The sequence below is a fragment of the Serratia sp. BNK-23 genome (assembly GCF_047456145.1).
In the GTDB taxonomy this organism is placed as follows: domain Bacteria; phylum Pseudomonadota; class Gammaproteobacteria; order Enterobacterales; family Enterobacteriaceae; genus Serratia; species Serratia nematodiphila.
In genome coordinates this window covers 409,743-424,740 of the sequence record NZ_CP179900.1, presented here as the reverse complement: position 1 = coordinate 424,740, position 14,998 = coordinate 409,743, and the positions used below count along the sequence as shown (strand labels likewise).

At 60.6% G+C, this 14,998-nt stretch carries 18 protein-coding genes; 3 read left to right on the top strand and 15 right to left on the bottom strand.

Translation table 11 applies throughout. The annotated features are described in order from the left end of the window. Positions 1–31 precede the first annotated feature (31 nt). From ACMGF9_RS01970 to ACMGF9_RS01930, 9 genes are all read right to left on the bottom strand, one after another. Positions 32–1,246: a lactonase family protein gene (locus tag ACMGF9_RS01970; RefSeq protein ID WP_015379180.1), complete on the bottom strand. Its 1,215-nt coding sequence runs from the start codon at positions 1,244–1,246 to the stop codon at positions 32–34. Between the two features lie 214 nt (positions 1,247–1,460). Continuing rightward, a complete protein-coding gene (gene dagF / locus ACMGF9_RS01965) occupies positions 1,461–2,201 on the bottom strand; it encodes a 2-dehydro-3-deoxy-phosphogluconate aldolase (protein WP_004937022.1) in 741 nt (246 codons plus the stop codon). Continuing rightward, positions 2,198–3,316: a DgaE family pyridoxal phosphate-dependent ammonia lyase gene (locus ACMGF9_RS01960; RefSeq protein WP_021505110.1), complete on the bottom strand. Its 1,119-nt coding sequence runs from the start codon at positions 3,314–3,316 to the stop codon at positions 2,198–2,200. Before ACMGF9_RS01960 ends, dagF begins: the two co-directional genes overlap by 4 nt. Then, on the bottom strand, positions 3,300–4,439 hold the full coding sequence (locus tag ACMGF9_RS01955; RefSeq protein WP_021505111.1) for an amidohydrolase/deacetylase family metallohydrolase: 1,140 nt from the start codon (positions 4,437–4,439) through the stop codon (positions 3,300–3,302). The genes ACMGF9_RS01960 and ACMGF9_RS01955 overlap by 17 nt, the downstream gene beginning before the upstream one ends. A 63-nt stretch (positions 4,440–4,502) precedes the next feature. Next, entirely contained in the window at positions 4,503–5,153 is a 651-nt protein-coding gene (locus ACMGF9_RS01950) for a DUF4310 family protein (protein ID WP_004937013.1), read from the bottom strand. 11 nt (positions 5,154–5,164) lie between these two features. Beyond that, positions 5,165–5,941, bottom strand: a complete 777-nt coding sequence (locus ACMGF9_RS01945; RefSeq protein WP_004937006.1) for a DUF4311 domain-containing protein — start codon at positions 5,939–5,941, stop codon at positions 5,165–5,167. A gap of 30 nt (positions 5,942–5,971) precedes the next feature. Beyond that, positions 5,972–6,268, bottom strand: a complete 297-nt coding sequence (locus ACMGF9_RS01940) for a DUF4312 family protein (protein WP_004937003.1) — start codon at positions 6,266–6,268, stop codon at positions 5,972–5,974. Next, on the bottom strand, positions 6,268–6,633 hold the full coding sequence (locus tag ACMGF9_RS01935) for a glycine-rich SFCGS family protein (RefSeq protein ID WP_004937000.1): 366 nt from the start codon (positions 6,631–6,633) through the stop codon (positions 6,268–6,270). The genes ACMGF9_RS01940 and ACMGF9_RS01935 overlap by 1 nt, the downstream gene beginning before the upstream one ends. A 36-nt stretch (positions 6,634–6,669) precedes the next feature. Next, positions 6,670–6,987, bottom strand: a complete 318-nt coding sequence (locus ACMGF9_RS01930; RefSeq protein ID WP_086016691.1) for a glycine dehydrogenase — start codon at positions 6,985–6,987, stop codon at positions 6,670–6,672. A gap of 453 nt (positions 6,988–7,440) precedes the next feature. Here ACMGF9_RS01930 and rnk point away from each other — a divergent pair, with 453 nt between their 5' ends. Further along, positions 7,441–7,851, top strand: a complete 411-nt coding sequence (gene rnk, locus ACMGF9_RS01925) for a nucleoside diphosphate kinase regulator (protein ID WP_004936993.1) — start codon at positions 7,441–7,443, stop codon at positions 7,849–7,851. A gap of 37 nt (positions 7,852–7,888) precedes the next feature. Here the strand turns inward: rnk and ACMGF9_RS01920 are convergent, their stop codons facing one another. Genes ACMGF9_RS01920 through ACMGF9_RS01910 form a run of 3 tightly spaced genes read right to left on the bottom strand, consistent with a single transcriptional unit; the run spans position 7,889 to position 11,002 of the window. Beyond that, positions 7,889–8,677, bottom strand: a complete 789-nt coding sequence (locus tag ACMGF9_RS01920; protein WP_015379182.1) for a sulfite exporter TauE/SafE family protein — start codon at positions 8,675–8,677, stop codon at positions 7,889–7,891. Beyond that, the gene (locus tag ACMGF9_RS01915) at positions 8,670–9,551 is read right to left on the bottom strand and encodes a formyltransferase family protein (RefSeq protein ID WP_015379183.1); all 882 of its coding nucleotides are present in this window, start codon (positions 9,549–9,551) and stop codon (positions 8,670–8,672) included. Before ACMGF9_RS01915 ends, ACMGF9_RS01920 begins: the two co-directional genes overlap by 8 nt. Continuing rightward, a complete protein-coding gene (locus ACMGF9_RS01910; protein ID WP_021505114.1) occupies positions 9,548–11,002 on the bottom strand; it encodes an FAD/NAD(P)-binding protein in 1,455 nt (484 codons plus the stop codon). Before ACMGF9_RS01910 ends, ACMGF9_RS01915 begins: the two co-directional genes overlap by 4 nt. A gap of 283 nt (positions 11,003–11,285) precedes the next feature. Here ACMGF9_RS01910 and ACMGF9_RS01905 point away from each other — a divergent pair, with 283 nt between their 5' ends. Continuing rightward, positions 11,286–12,068, top strand: coding sequence for an AraC family transcriptional regulator (locus tag ACMGF9_RS01905; protein ID WP_004936980.1), 783 nt, complete (start codon positions 11,286–11,288; stop codon positions 12,066–12,068). 4 nt (positions 12,069–12,072) lie between these two features. Here ACMGF9_RS01905 and cybC read toward each other — a convergent pair whose 3' ends face one another. Continuing rightward, a complete protein-coding gene (cybC, locus tag ACMGF9_RS01900; protein WP_015379185.1) occupies positions 12,073–12,459 on the bottom strand; it encodes a cytochrome b562 in 387 nt (128 codons plus the stop codon). A gap of 138 nt (positions 12,460–12,597) precedes the next feature. Further along, positions 12,598–13,938, bottom strand: a complete 1,341-nt coding sequence (gene pmbA, locus ACMGF9_RS01895; protein ID WP_004936970.1) for a metalloprotease PmbA — start codon at positions 13,936–13,938, stop codon at positions 12,598–12,600. Between the two features lie 179 nt (positions 13,939–14,117). On the opposite strand from pmbA, the gene yjgA reads away from it, so the two are divergent. Continuing rightward, positions 14,118–14,666 (top strand): ribosome biogenesis factor YjgA, encoded by a 549-nt coding sequence (gene yjgA / locus ACMGF9_RS01890; RefSeq protein WP_004936968.1) that lies wholly within the window; start codon positions 14,118–14,120, stop codon positions 14,664–14,666. A gap of 30 nt (positions 14,667–14,696) precedes the next feature. Here yjgA and ACMGF9_RS01885 read toward each other — a convergent pair whose 3' ends face one another. Next, positions 14,697–14,996, bottom strand: coding sequence for a barstar family protein (locus tag ACMGF9_RS01885; protein WP_004936963.1), 300 nt, complete (start codon positions 14,994–14,996; stop codon positions 14,697–14,699). Between the last annotated feature and the right edge of the window lie 2 nt (positions 14,997–14,998).

Below are 14,998 nucleotides of genomic sequence, written 5' to 3'. Positions count from 1 at the left end.
GGCCCACCCGGCGAACCGGGCGGGCCACGGGTTACTTCGCCGGCGGCAGGAACGCCATTTGCGAGGGGCTGCCGATCGGCAGATAGCCGCCCACAAAGCTGAGTTTGCCGTCCGTCGGGTTGACGCTGAAGCGAGTGACGTTATCGCTGCGCTGGTTCAGCGCATACAGATAGCGGCCATCCGGGCTCAGCGCCAGCGAACGCGGATAATCGCCGCGGGTCCAGGTTTCCGCCACCGGTGTCAACTCGCCGCCGGCGCCCACGCTGAACTGGGCAATGCTGTTATGCAGCCGGTTGGCGACGTACAGCGTGTCGCCGTTCTTGCTGAGCGCCAGCCCCGAAGCGAAGCTGGTGCCCTGATAGTCGGCGGGCAGCGCGGAAACCGCATGCAGTTGTTTCAGAGTACCTTTTTGGCGATCAAAACGGTAGCTGGTCAACGTCGAGGCCTCTTCGTTCACCAGCAGCACGGTGTCGCCGTCCGGGTGGAACACAAAGTGGCGCGGGCCGGCGCCGGCGGAAGAGGCGGCGATCCACGGCGGATCGTTCGGCGTCAGCCGGCCGCTCGCGGCGTCAAAGCGCCATTGGTAGATGCGATCCAACCCCAGATCGGTGGAGAACACGAACTTGCCGCTCGGATCGCTGGCGATCATATGGGCATGCGGGCCGTTGTGATCGCTGATGGCGAAGCTGCCGTTCACCGCCGCCGCCGGTTTGGCCGCGCCCGCCGGGCCCTGCTGTTGCTGCACCGAGCTGGCGGCGCCCAGGCTGCCGTCCGCTTCAATCGGAAAAGCCGCCACGCTGCCGCTGACATAGTTCGCCACCAGCAGATGGCGGCCGTCCGGCGTCAAGGAGAGATACACCGGCCCTGCCCCCTGCGAATCTACCTGGTTGAGCTGCGTCAGTGCGCCATCGGCCGGATTGACCCGGTAAGCGGTGATGCCGCCGTGTTTGCCGCCGTTGAAGTCGGCCACTTCACTGGCGACATACAGCGTCTTGCCGTCAGCACCCAACGTCAACTGCGCCGGATTCGGCACGTTGCTGACCAACGTAGCGTGGCTCAACGCGCCGCTGGCCGGATCGACCTGCACCCGGTAAACGCCTTCGCCGTTGGGATTGTAGGTGCCGATATAGGCGAAATGAGATGACGTGGAGTTCATTGCATCCTCAGCATGCAGCGCCGGGCCGGTCACGGCCAGCAGCGCCAGGAACAACGCGGTGCGTCGGGTTGGAACCTGCCAGTTTCGCATAGTAATCCTCAGTATATATCCGTCATCTTTCAAGCCGCAGCGTTGTTGGCTGCCCGCACTCACCCCAGTCACTTACTTAAGTAAGCTCCTGGAGCTCCTGCGCTTGCCGCCTAGCTGCAACTTGAAAGCTATAGGCTATAGCTAACGGCGACGCGGCATGCCGCGCCACGGGAAAACCTTCGCCTCCCAGCGTTTACCTCATCCCATTACGCGTTCAACCCACCAGCTTTTTGGTCATCGCCAGCAGGGTTTTCACGTCCTGCGGACGCGTGTCGCCGCTGGCGGCGTCGATGATCGAGCTGTAGATATGCGGGATCACGCGTTTCACGCCGGCCGCCAGGGCGATCTCAACGATCGGCTCGTAGTTTTCCAGATCGATGCCGCCGGTCGGCTCCAGCATGAAGTCATGCTCGGCGCAGGCCTTGGCGACGTATTGGTATTCGTCCTTGCACTTCAGGCCGCCCATCGGGAAATACTTGATGGAACTGCCGCCCATGTCCTTCAGCAAAGCGATGGCGGTTTCCACCGGCACGATGCCGTCCGGCGCCGCGGCGCTCAATGGGCCGGTAGAGATCTTCACCCAGCCGACGCGGCCGGTCGGCGACACCAGGCCGTTGACCACGCTGTCGTTCTGGCCCAGCAGCGCGCGGCTGGCGCCGACGCCGGTAAACACCTGGTTAACGTGCTGCGGCTGCACCTGCTGAGCGATCAGGCTGACCATCGCCGACTGCTTCGGATCGCCGGCGCCCAGGCCGACCGACAGCGCGTTGTCGATCAGGCGCGCATAGCGCAGCATGTCGGTCACCGCGCTGTCGACGTCCGGGTAGTTCTTGGAGAGCACGCCCACCAGCACATGGCCTTCCGCCGCGGCGTAGATGTCCTGCGCGTTGGCTTTGGAGCCGGCCAGCACGTTCAGGCAGACGCGGTCGCGATAGTAGTTAGGCTGCAGCTTCATGCTTGTTTCTCCGTAAACAGGTTCTTGATACAGCTAAAGACGGTCATCAGCTGTTGCTCGTCGACGCTGCGCACGTCGACCTCAATCTTGCCCTCGTTGGCCTTGTAGCCGCGGAAGTAGATGGCAATATCGCCGGTTTTCAGCGCCTGAACGATGTCATAGGTCGACCGCCCCAGCACCGCCTCATCAAAGGTGATCTCGGCGCGGGCGATATCGCGGCCGGCGCTGTCCCAGACGGTTTTGGCGCTGACGCCGGTCAGGGTGTTGAGGCTGTTGAGGAACGGCGTCATCCGCGCCACCATCTGTTGCCCGGTGGTTTTCTCAAGCGTCAGATAGCTTTCAATTGCCTGCGTCAGGCCGAGGATGCCCTCTTTGCCGACCTTCATCGCCCGGCCGATGCCGCCGGACTGCAGCTTCACCCACTCGACGTACTGTTTCTTGCCAATAACCAAGCCGCTGGTCGGCCCCTCGATGGCTTTGGCGCCGCTGTAGATCACCAGATCGGCCCCCATCTGGTAGTAACACATCAGATCTTCTTCCGCCGCGGCGTCGACGATCAGCGGCAGGTTATGTTTGCGCGCCACCACCGCCGCCTGTTCGACGGACAGAATGCTTTTCTGTACGCAGTGGTGCGATTTGACGTACAGGATCGCCGCCGTCTGCGGCGTGATGCAGGCTTCAATCTGCTCCGGCGAACATTCGTTGGCGTAGCCCGCCTCCACTACCTTGCCGCCGCCCAGCGCCACCATGGTGTCCACCGGTGCGCCGAAGTTGACGTTGTGACCGCGCGGCAGCACGATCTCGCGCGGCACGGCGATCGGCGCCGAATGCAGGTTCACCAGCAGATTGGCGTTATCTTTAACGATCACCGCCGCCACCGACTGGGCGATGCCCGCCGAGGCGCAGGAGACGATCACCGCGTCCTCCACGTTGAGCAGATCGGCGATATAGGCGCCGGTCTTGTTGACCAGATCCTTGATTTCGAAATAGTGGTTCAGGCCGTAATCAACGGCGTCGATCACGTCCTGGCGCGGCGTGGAAACGCCGAGAATGGTCATGCGGCCGGAGGTGTTGATCACCTGCTTCAAACCGTATTTTTCATAAATCGAAGACATGGCTTGCCTCCCCTTGTTCGGTTAATAGGATTTTCCCGGCCACCACCGCGGCCAGCGGCACCAACAGCCGTTCGCCCTCGGCGGTTTGCCCTTCGGCGTCGGCGAACACCTGCGGTTCGCGGCGCAGTTCAAACAGCGTGAAATCGGCGTCATAGCCCGGCTCCAGCCGCCCTTTGCCGCTGAGCTGCAGCGCCGACGCGGCGTTCTCCGTCACGCAGGCGATCACCTGCGGCAGCGTCAGGCCGACGCTGAAGAATTTGGACATCACCGTCGCCAGGCTATGCACCGGCCCGTTCATGCGGTTGCGGCAGTAAATATCGGAGCTGATGGTGTACGGCAAAATGCCCAGTTTGATCGCCTGGCGCGCCACCTCGAAGCTGAAGCTGGCGGTGCCGTGCCCCACGTCGAGCAACACGCCGCGCCGCAGCGCGCGCTGGATAGACTCGCGCAATGTGCCCGCCGGCGTCAGAATGCGGTTCGGTTTGCCGTTGTAGCAGTGGGTGATGATGTCGCCGCGGGTCAGCAGATCGGCGATGTCGTCCAGATCCGGCGGGTTGTTGCCGATATGCACCATCAGCGGCAGCTGGCGGTTTTCCTGCTGGATCTCTTTGGCCAACACCAGCGGCCGGGTACCGTTTTTCCCCACCACGCTGCTGCTCATGCGCGCCTTGATGCCGATGATGAAACCGGGGTGATTGGCGATGGCCTGGCCGGCCTCACGCTTGTCGATGTCCGTCAACTCCGCCAGCTCGTTCTGCCGCAGCAGGCCGATGCGCGAGATGTTGAGGAAGGCGAAAACGTTGGTTTTGGCGCTGCGCGTCAGCTGATAAAAGGCGTCGATATCGTCAGCGCCGGTGCTGCCAGCGTCGACCACGCTGGTGACGCCGCTGGCGACGCCGACCCGATCCGGCTCGTCATGGTAAATCGGCGATTCAGGATAGCAGTGCACGTGCGCGTCGATCCAACCGGCGCTCAGGCGGCAGTTGCCCGCCAGATCCAGCTGGCGAACGGCGCTGACGTCCGCCGCCAGCCGCCCCACCGAGGCTATTTTTCCGTCCTTTACCGCCAGATCGATCAGCGTATCGTCCGCCAGTCTGGCGCCTCTGATTACTAAGTCATACATACCGCATTGCTCCTGTTAGCCCGGGCGCCGCCGCAGCCTCGGGCGGCGCCTGGCGCAGGCCTCTTAAGAAATGGCTACCGGGAAGATCGCCCCCAGGATCATCGCGCCGAGGATCGCTCCGCCGGTGATCGGTTTGCCCCAGATATAGAACAGCAGCGCGCCGAGCAGCGAACCGATGCCGATCGGGATCGAAGCGGTCATCGCCGACAGGATGATCAACGGCCCGAGGAAACGGCCCGACGAGTTGCCCGCGCCCATCATCACGTCCGCGCCGTAGGTGGAGTTGCTCTGATTGATGGTGAATTTGCGCGCCAGGATGATCACGTAACCGATCGCCAGGCCGATGATCAGACCGGTGGCCAGCGACGCGGCGAAGTTGGCGACCGGGAACACGATGCCGGCCCCCAGCAGCAGCGCCGGTACGCCCAGCCCGACGCCGGTCTGGATCGCGCCGCCGATGTCGAGGATGCCCACCAGCGAGCCTTCGATGATGCGCGCGAACAGGAAGCTGGCGCCGAACGCCGCCACCGCGCCGTACACGCCGGTATCCATCCCCGCCCGCAGCATGGAGACGAAGGCCACTTCGTTAAAGGCGCCGATGCCGTACAGGTAGTACATGTGCGTCCCGGCGAACACGCCGGAGGACAGCAGGCCAACAAAAATCGGGAATGACCAGTCGGCGTACCAGAAGCCTTTTTGGGTTTGCTCTTCCATCATCCCGCTCCTTATTTACCGCTCAGGGTGTTGTGAATGGCGTCCAGCCAGCCCGGCACGCCGAGGCTGAAGGACTCGAGAACTTTCATGTCGAAGCCGCGGAAGAAGCCGCTCAGCACGAACAGCAGCACGATCACCGCCATCATGATCTTGGTGATCTTGTTCCAGCCGCTCTCTTCCACGCCCTTGCCGATCAGAATGCCCAGCACCAGGCCCGGTACGGCGTTGCCCATGATCAGCTGCGCCAGGCCGCCGAAGATGGTGCCCCAGAAGCCGGAACGGCGCCCGGCGTCGATCGCCGCCAGCCAGAAGATCACCGGCATCACGGTGTTCACCAGCAGGTTGGCCGCCGGCACCAGCACCTTGATCGCGGTAACCTGCAGCGCGGCAGGCACGGCGGAAGCGGTGGTATTGAGGAAGGCCACCACCAGCATGCCGATGATGCCGCAGGCGATAGCCATTTTTTTCGGATCGTGCAGCGTTTGCGCCAGATTGCGATTCTTGACCATCAGGGCCGCCGCACCCCAGTGCGGGATGATGCGGTGATCGACGTCCTGCGTGAAGGAGCCCGCCGCCACGGAAGACGCCCAGGCGTTGAAGAAGAAGCCCAGACCGAATGAGAAGTGGGAAGCCGGATCGCCCTCGCAGGAGTTCAGCTCGCCCAGGGTGCGAAACGCTCCCATGCCCTGTGTTGTCGGCGCGTGGAACATGCGTGCGGCGCCGGCCCCTACGCCGACCCCCACCAGCCCACCGATAATAATCGATTTAAATAAGATGATTAAAAACATCAGTATACCCTTTCATTTATGCTAACGTTTTTATTTCGTGACGAAGACAACCTTCTCGGTATTGATAATGGTTACGTTCACGGTTATTTCCAGAGAAACGGCATAGCTCTTTCTTTCACGCGGCAAAAAGAAGAAAAGAAATTTCTCTTTAGTTATTTTCTCTTCCGCCTTCACTACGCTGACGTCCTGCGGCTCGATGCGCAGCAGAATATTGTTGGTGGACTTTAATACCGCGCCCTGCACATTAGCCAAGGCGGAAGCAAAAGCTTTCGCTTTGCTGTCGCCTTTACCCTCCACCTTTACCGATGTGGTATATTGCTCTTTCATTATGGGTTGCCATGTTTTTTGACGTAGGCTTCCACCAGTTTCTGGCCCAGCTCTTCTTTATCCATAAAGCCGAAACCCAGCACGTTGCAGCCTTCGTTAATTGCCGTCACGCCCTCTTCCACCGAACGCATGCCGTATTTGGCTTTGTAGCCGTATTTGGTTTGCGCGGTAATCGCACCGGCGCCGCCGCTGCCGCAAAAAGAGATGCCCAGCTGCGCGTTTTCCGCTTTCATGACGTCGCCCAGCTTCATATCCGCCGCCACGCCGGGGATGACCACCGCTTTTCCGCCTGCGTTTTCAACGCCCTGGCCGACTTTTTGCCCTTTGCCCAAACGATCGCCGATCACTACGGTAATTTGACCCATGGTATATTCTCCTGATTGAAATCGATGCGTTAACCGCTATGCGTTATTATCTTTCGCCACTTCGAAGTGCACGGACAGCAAATAGGCCTCTTCGATAGGCAATGTGCCAAACTGATCCACCACGCGCTCCGCCATTTGCATGGACTCGGCGGAAATTTCGTCGAACAATGATTTATCCACCTCCGGCAACGGCTCGCCGGTTATTGAGCGCAGCACCATGGCGCGAATATGCGATTCCAGCATCTGTTGCTGCACCGCATTGGTATAAATATTCTCAGCATTCAGCATCGCGGTAATATCCGCCAGCACCCGAGCGGTGATCTCACCGGCTTCGCTGATATCGGATTGTTCAATTTCTTTTAATGAAGCAGATCCATCATTCACTTTTCAGTACCCCTAGATCCCACATTAATCAGTAAGCCGTAAAGCGCATCACCTGAATAACCCGCTTTCTGTGATGTCTTTACCCTACCCCCGGCAAGATTTTCTGTGGAGACCGGTTTTTTCCAGTTCGAAGTGGAAATCGAATGACGCGCGGAGATCCATTTCGCAAAACGGCGCTGCGGCGAAAAAGTGAATGAGATAACAAATACATAACCCGGCTAACGGTTTTTTTTGTCTCGATTGACGATAAAAGCCTTCGTGATCGGGATCTCTTTCTTTTCTCGCCCCAACCGCCTACTATCAATGGGACAAATCGACATTACCCACACCCCCGCTCCTCTGGCGCGGGGGTGTTGCTTTGTGTTGTTTTTCCGAATTTATGGGCGCACAGACTGGCGCCCTTTGATTTGACTGGAGAGTGGAATGACCAAACCCATCATTACTATTAATGAGCTGGATGCGGAACGCCTGGATGCGCTATTGGAACAACCGGCCTTTGCCAACACCGACGTCGCCGCCGCGCTGAACGACGAGTTGGATCGCGCGGAAATCCTGCCGCCGGAGAAAATGCCGGCCAACGTGGTGACCATGAACAGCCGCGTGCGTTTTCGCGATCTGCACACCGATGAAGAGCATGTGCGCACGCTGGTCTACCCAGCTTCGCTGAAAGACAGCCACGATCAGCTGTCGGTGATGGCGCCGCTGGGCGCAGCGCTGCTCGGCATGCACGTCGGCAAGCAGATCTCCTGGCAATTGCCGAACGGTGAAGAAGCGCGGATTGAAGTGCTGGAATTGCTGTACCAGCCGGAAGCGGCGGGCGAATACCACCGTTAAGCGGTTTTCAGGGCGGCATCCGGCCGCCCTTTCTGTCTCAGAGGCAGATAGCGATCAGCACGGCGATCAGCAGCAGCACGTAGATTTTGGCATGCAGCGCATCGCTCACCTTCGGCAAACAGCGCCTGGCAAACACGATCCCCGCAATCCCCGCCGCCACCAGCAGCCCCAGAATGTTCAGATTGACGTAACCCAGATACTGCGGCCCGCTCATCTCGCGCCACCCCAACACGATATACATCAGCGCCCCGATCACCGCCACCGGGATCGACAGCGGGTTGGCGGCGCTGACGCAATATTTCATGTCGTAACCATGGCGACGCAGCAGCGGCACGGTCATCACGCTGCCGCCCACCCCCAGCAGCGTGGCGATGCCGCCGATCAACGGCCCGCCGCCCCACAACGTGGCGGGAGACAGTTCGGCGCGCGCCGGTTTGATCAGGAAGCCCCGGCGGAACAGACAGTCGGCGATGGTCACCGTCATATAGACCACAAACAGCCAGCGGATCACGCCGTCCGCCAGCAGCGAGGAGGCGAACGCGCCCAGCGCCGCGCCGATGCCGATGAAAAAGATCAGCGGTACGATGGTTTCTCGCAGCAGGTTGCCGCTGCGCCAGTTGGTCAGGGTGGCATAACTCGCGTTGAGGATCATCACCGCTGTCGAGGTCGCTACAGCAATATGCATCGCCTGGCCGGGCTGCTCGCCCGAGGCGGAGATCAGGTGATAGACAAAAGGCACCACCACAAAGCCGCCGCCGAAGCCGAACAGAATGGTGGTGATGCCGGTCAGAAAACCGGCACCCAGTACAATCAACGTTTCAATCATGGCCGTGCGCCCGCACGAAGTCGTCGAACCCGGCGCAGAACTGCCCCGCCAGCGGATGGAAACGATCGCCGACGAACAGCCCCAGATACTGATCGCGCACGGCGTCGTGATCCACCAGCTCAATGCCCGCCTGTTCCGCCCGCGCCAGCGTCTGTGCGTCCGGGAAGCCCCAATAGCGCGAATCACCCTGCTTTTCCGCCGCTATCGCTTCGCGCCGTTCCGCCCGCATGAGCTGGCGCGCCAGGAAGGTGCCGCTTTGCACGCCCAGCAACATCATGTTTTCCAGGAACGACAGATCGTGACGCAACTCGGCGGGCAGACGGGCGAGCACCGGGCCGGCGTCCCAGTGCTCATCCATTTCATGCAGCGTCACCGCACAGCCCTTGTCACCGTTCATCATTGCGCGGAATAGCGTCATCACCCCGCGATAGCGCGGCAAGTCGCCGGGGTGCAGGTTCCACAGCAGCTTGCCGCGTCGGCTGAAGGCGCGCACATAGTCGGCGGAGAATTTCTGATAGCAGCGCAGGGAGATCACCGCGTCCATATGCTCCAGGCTGCTGATAAACGTGGCGTCATTGATGTCGAGAACGCGATGCGCTTTGACCCCGGCGGCGGCCAGGAACAGGGCCGGCGGTTGATAGGCACCCTCACAGGCGGCGGCGTTGCGGCCAACGAACGGGAATACAAAATCGTTCAGCACCTCGCGCTCGTACAGCCCCAGGCGGCGAACCGCCGGCTCCTGGGTGCGGCCGCCGCTTTTCGCCAAGGGGAAATACACCGTAAAAGCACACTCGCCTTTCAGGGCGGCGATCAGATCCTGACACACCAGCCAGGAGAAAATGTCGTTGCCGACAAAGAGCGCTACGTTTTTCATACTTCAGCCTTCTTTGCGTTGAAAATAGGGTTGTTGAACACGATTTTGCTGATATCCCGCGTGATGGATTCCATCGCCGAGGTATAAAAAAGATCGCCCTTGGCGGGCGCGCCGAGCGAGTAGAGATGCTGCTCACGGCCGCGTCGGTCGGCGATTTTCAGCGTATGCGGGTTGCACTTCACGCCACCGAACAGGTTCTCTTGCACCAGCCCGTCTTGCAGCAGCTGCTGGCTCAGGCGGTTGGGCGGCAGTTGATAGGAAGGCGTGGTGCAGTTGAACAGATACTGCGCGCGCACCCGCGTCTCATGGCAACGAAGGATAAACCCGTCCGTTGCCTTGCTGATATCCACCAGGCCGCCGCAGGCGCGCAGGCGTTGGCTCTCCAGCGCCGCCACGATCTTGTTGGCATTCTTGATCGGCATGGCGTGCCGATTGCGCATCCAGGAGGAGTTGTAAAAGCGCATGAAGACCTGCCGGTTGTTGGCATCCATCTTGACCCAGGCGGCGCACACCGCCGGGTGGATCGCCGCCAGATAGCTGCAGATATGCTCCCTGGCAAAGCGCGCGCGATCGAGGCTGTCCGCCAGATCGCGGTAGCAATCGCGCCTTTCCCCCAGCGCCGAGAGCACCGTCAGCCGCTCCGGCCCCGGATAGTGGCGCGCCAGCGCGGCGTTGATCGCATGCACCAGCTGATGCGCGTCAATAAAATCGCGGCCGGCGACAAAGCGCCGCAGCGCCTCAACAAACGCCTCCGGCGGCGGACGCATCAGCGCCGGCTGCACGCTGGGGAACAGGCCCGAGCGCGACAGGGCGCAGATGTCGGTCGCTCCCAGCCGCTCCATCAGTTCAACGATGGCGTCAATCGCCGTCAGGCTGCAGCCGATCACGCCGATGCTCGAATAAGGGTTGATCGGCGGCAGATCCTGATGAGCCTGATAAGCGATCACCCCATCCACTGGGTAAAGGCATTCCGGCGGGTTGTGCCCCGAACACAGCACCAGCGCGTTCATCTGCTCGGCGCCGCCGCAGGCGGTGGTCAGCCGATAGCCGGCTTCGTGCGGCGCGATGGCATTCACTTCGGCGGTCACGAAATTCAGCGCTACGTTACTGTCCGCCGCCATATATATCGTCATGTCGCGAATAAAATCGAGATATTCCCGATACAGCCAGCGCGGCGGATAACGATCCTGGCAAAACTGCGGAAAATGCATGGCGATCCAATCAACGAAGTGCGCTTCGTCGAAAATATCCGCCGACATATTTTCCGGCGTCATATTTAATATATGGCTGTCAAAATCGCTGCTGTATGCCATACCGCCTTTAAATCCCTGCTTGTCGAAAACCGTCAGGGAAAGCGGCCTTTTGCAATGATTAACCGACTTATTTTTTATAAAGTTATAGGCAAAAGAGATGCCGGCGGCCCCGCCGCCAATCACACCGAACTTATACATGAAATATCACCTTATAGTCATTGAACTGCGCTAAGAACTATTGCTTCAGGTGTTGGAATAAAATGACGCTTTATTCCTTATTAACTTCTTGTATTGCGAGAACGAGAACCTTCGTCCCACCCTGGTGTGAAGACTTGTACGGGCTTCATGGCCGATAAAATAACGGCGCCCCGAACAAGCGTTATTTTTCTGCCCCGATAGTAGGGCGACCGTCGCTGGCTTGCTTTATATGAAAGGCCAACTATCATTGCGTTTCGGCCAATTTGCCCGCCAAAGGGAACACATGCGCAACGTCCGCATTGATGACATCGACCACGTAACCCGCGCGGTGATCGCCATCGGCACCGATTATCCGCCGGGGCACCTGCTGCCAATGCACAGCCACCGGCGCGCGCAGTTGCTGTACGGCGCTACCGGCGTCATGCACGTTTTCACGCAGCAAGGTAATTGGGTCGTTCCGCCGCAGCACGCGGTGTGGCTGCCGCCGCAGATGCCGCACGCGGTGCGGATGGTCGGCGTCACCACCCGCAGCCTGTACCTCGAACCCGGCGCGTTACCCGCCGAACGCCCGCAGGTATGTCAGGTGGTCAGCGTCACGCCGCTGATGCGCCAGCTGTTGATGGCGGCGGTGGATATGCCGCTGGAGTATGAACAACAGGGCCGCGACGGCGCGCTGGCGGCGCTGCTGCTGCACGAGCTGGCCCGGCTGCAACCTTTGCCGTTGCACATCCCGCTGCCCGCCGATCCTCGGCTGGGTGAGCTGTGCCGCGCCTTTTTGCAACACCCCGACGCCCACGACTCCGCGCAGCGGTGGGCCCCGCGTCTGTACATGAGCATTCGCACCTTCAGCCGCTTCTTTCGCGCGCAGACCGGCCTGCCTTTTTCGCAATGGCGCCAGCGCGCCTGCGTGGTGTTGGCGTTGGCGCTGCTGGCCGAAGGGCACAGCGTGACGCAGGTGGCGATGGAGATGGGATATGACAGCAGCGCGGCGTTTTCAACCATGTTCCGCCGCGTGCTGGGGCAGGCGCCCTCCTCCTATTTGACGGAAGACGGGCGCGACGGTTGACGGATTAGCGGAATTTCTTGTGGTTGGCGTCGCGGGTTTGTTTGAAGCCTTGCGCCAATTGCTTCGCTTCGGCGACTTTGCCCTGATTGGCCAGCGCCAGCGCCTGATCGATCTGGCCGATCAGGGTATCCAACCCGCTGCGGAAATCTTTCATCTCCGGGCTGTCGGCGGCTTTGTCTTCCAGCTTCGGCGGGGTGCCCTGTTTGGCATCCTGCGCGGCGGCGCGCATGTTCTGCAGGCTCTGTTTGAGGGTAGCGGCGGAGTCGGTATTCAGCACCGTTTTGTAGTTTTCCGCCAGGGTGTCCATATCGTCGCCCAGATCGGCGGCGACCGCCAGCGAACTGGCTGCCAGCAGCGTCAACGCCGCCAGCGCTTTCAGGGTATTCTGCATGTTTGCTCACCTTCCAGTTATTGTTTTAATTAACCCACCGTTACCATAGGCAAGGCCGGGAAAAATCGAAACCGGAGATTTGTAAGCAAGGTTGAGACGGGATAACGCGCGGCCGGCGGGCGCCGGCCGCGCAGCGGATCACTGGCCGGCGATCTTCATTTCCGGCAGCAGCACCGAACCGCACTGGATATTGCTGCGGGTTTCGATATCGCTGCCGACGCTGACGATGTTTCGCAGCATGTCTTTCAGGTTGCCGGCGATGGTGATCTCGCTGACTGGGTACTGGATCTCGCCATTTTCCACCCAAAAACCGGCGGCGCCGCGAGAATAATCGCCGGTGACGCCGCTGACGCCCTGGCCCATCAATTCGGTGACCACCAGGCCGGTACCGAGCTGCTTCAGCATGCCGGCGAAGTCTGCGCCCTGCCCGGCAATGCGCCAGTTATGGATGCCGCCGGCATGGCCGGTGCTGTGCAGGCCCAGCTTGCGCGCCGAGTAGCTGGTCATCAGCCAGGTTTGCAGCACGCCATCCTTGACGATATCGCGCCGCTGGGTGCGCACGCCCTCGCTGTCGAACGGCGTCGACGCCAGCCCTTTCAGCAGGTGCGGATGCTCCTCGACGGTCAGCCACGCCGGCAGGATCTGCTTGCCGAGCGAGTCCAACAGGAAGGTAGATTTGCGATAAACGCTGCTGCCGCTGATGGCGCCTACCAGATGGCCGAACAATCCGGTGGCCACCTCGGAGGCGAACAGCACCGGCGCCTTCATGGTCGACAGTTTGCGCGGCGCGAGACGCGCCAGCGTGCGGCGGGCGCACTCCTGCCCCACCCACTCGGGGCTGTGCAGATCGCCCATCGCCCGGCCGATGGTGTAAGCGTAATCCCGCTCCATGTCACCGTCCTGTTCTGCGATGACGCAGCTGGACAGCGAGTGACGGCTGGAACAGTAGCTTTGCAGCATGCCGTGGCTGTTGCCGAACACCTTGATGCCGTAGTGGCTGTTGAAGCTGCCGCCTTCGGTGTTGGTAATGCGTTTGTCCGCCGCCAGCGAAGCCTGCTCGGCGCGCGCCGCCAGCTCGATGCCGCGCTCGGCGTCCAGCTCGGTCGGGTGGAACAGATCGAGATCCGGCGCCTCGAACGCCAGCAGATCTTTCTCCGCCGGGCCGGCGCAGGGATCCTCAGAGGTATAGCGCGCGATGTCCAGCGCCGCCTGTACGGTGCGAGCGATGGCGTCCGGGCTGAGATCGGTGGAAGAGGCGCTGCCTTTGCGCTGGCGGTGATACACGGTAATGCCCAGCGCGCCATCGCTGTTGAACTCGACGTTTTCCACTTCGCCGAAGCGGGTGCTGACGCTGATGCCGGTCGATTTGGTGACCGCGACTTCCGCCGCGTCGGAACCGGCGCGGGCCAGCTCCAGCGCCTGAGAAACGGCCTGTTCCAGCGCCTTGCGCTGTTCTGCAACTTGAGTGACTACTTTCATCAATCTGCCATAATTAATCAGAAAATCGTTGAGAAAAGTGCCGGAGCGGCGTAGTTGTGCACGCGGAGCGGCGCGCAAAAATCCTGAGATCTCTGCCGTTGAGTCTAACAGGAACCGCGTTGAATTTCGCATAAAGCCGGCAACCTGTTAGGATTAGCCTCTTTTTAACGGAGCCTACCATGAACAAACAGCCTGAAGACTGGCTCGACGATGTCCCGGAGAATGAAAACGAGGACGATGACGAGATTATCTGGGTCAGTAAAAGTGAGATTAAACGTGATGCCGAAGCGCTGAAAGACCTGGGGGCCGAAATGGTCGATCTGGGCAAAAACGCGCTGGATCGCATTCCGTTGGATGAAGATTTGCGTGCCGCCATCGAACTGGCGCAGAAGATCAAAAAAGAGGGCCGTCGCCGTCAGCTGCAGCTGATCGGTAAAATGCTGCGCGCCCGCGATATCGAGCCGATCCAGACCGCGCTCGACAAGCTGAAAAACCGCCACAACCAGCAGGTTTCGCTGTTCCACAAGCTGGAAGCGCTGCGCGACCGTCTGGTCGAAGAAGGCGATGACGTCATTCCGTCGATCCTGGATCTGTACCCGGCCGCCGATCGCCAACAGCTGCGTTCACTGGTGCGCAACGCGCAGAAAGAGAAGGCCGCCAACAAGCCGCCTAAGGCTTACCGCCAGATCTTCCAATACCTGCGCGAGCTGGCCGAAGCGGCCGACTAAGCGCCGCCGCCATCCCGGGATGAACCCGTTTCATCCCCGGTGATGTGCCGGTTCGCCGCTGCTTTCGCGGATATTGAAGCGCAGGCTGCCTTCCAGCTCTTCTTCCGCCTCTTCAAACAGCAGAATGATCGCGCCGAAACGACGCTTGCTGCGGGCATTCAGGTGAGTGAACTCGATTTCCACCGGCAGACCGATATCGCCGGTCACTACGTCCCACAGCGCGTCGAGGTTGGCGCCGAATCCCTCGTCCAGCGCAAACTTGTGCGCAAAATCGCGGTAGAAGGTCGGCACATCCTGGATCTGTTCAAAATCAAACTCTACTTTTGCCATCA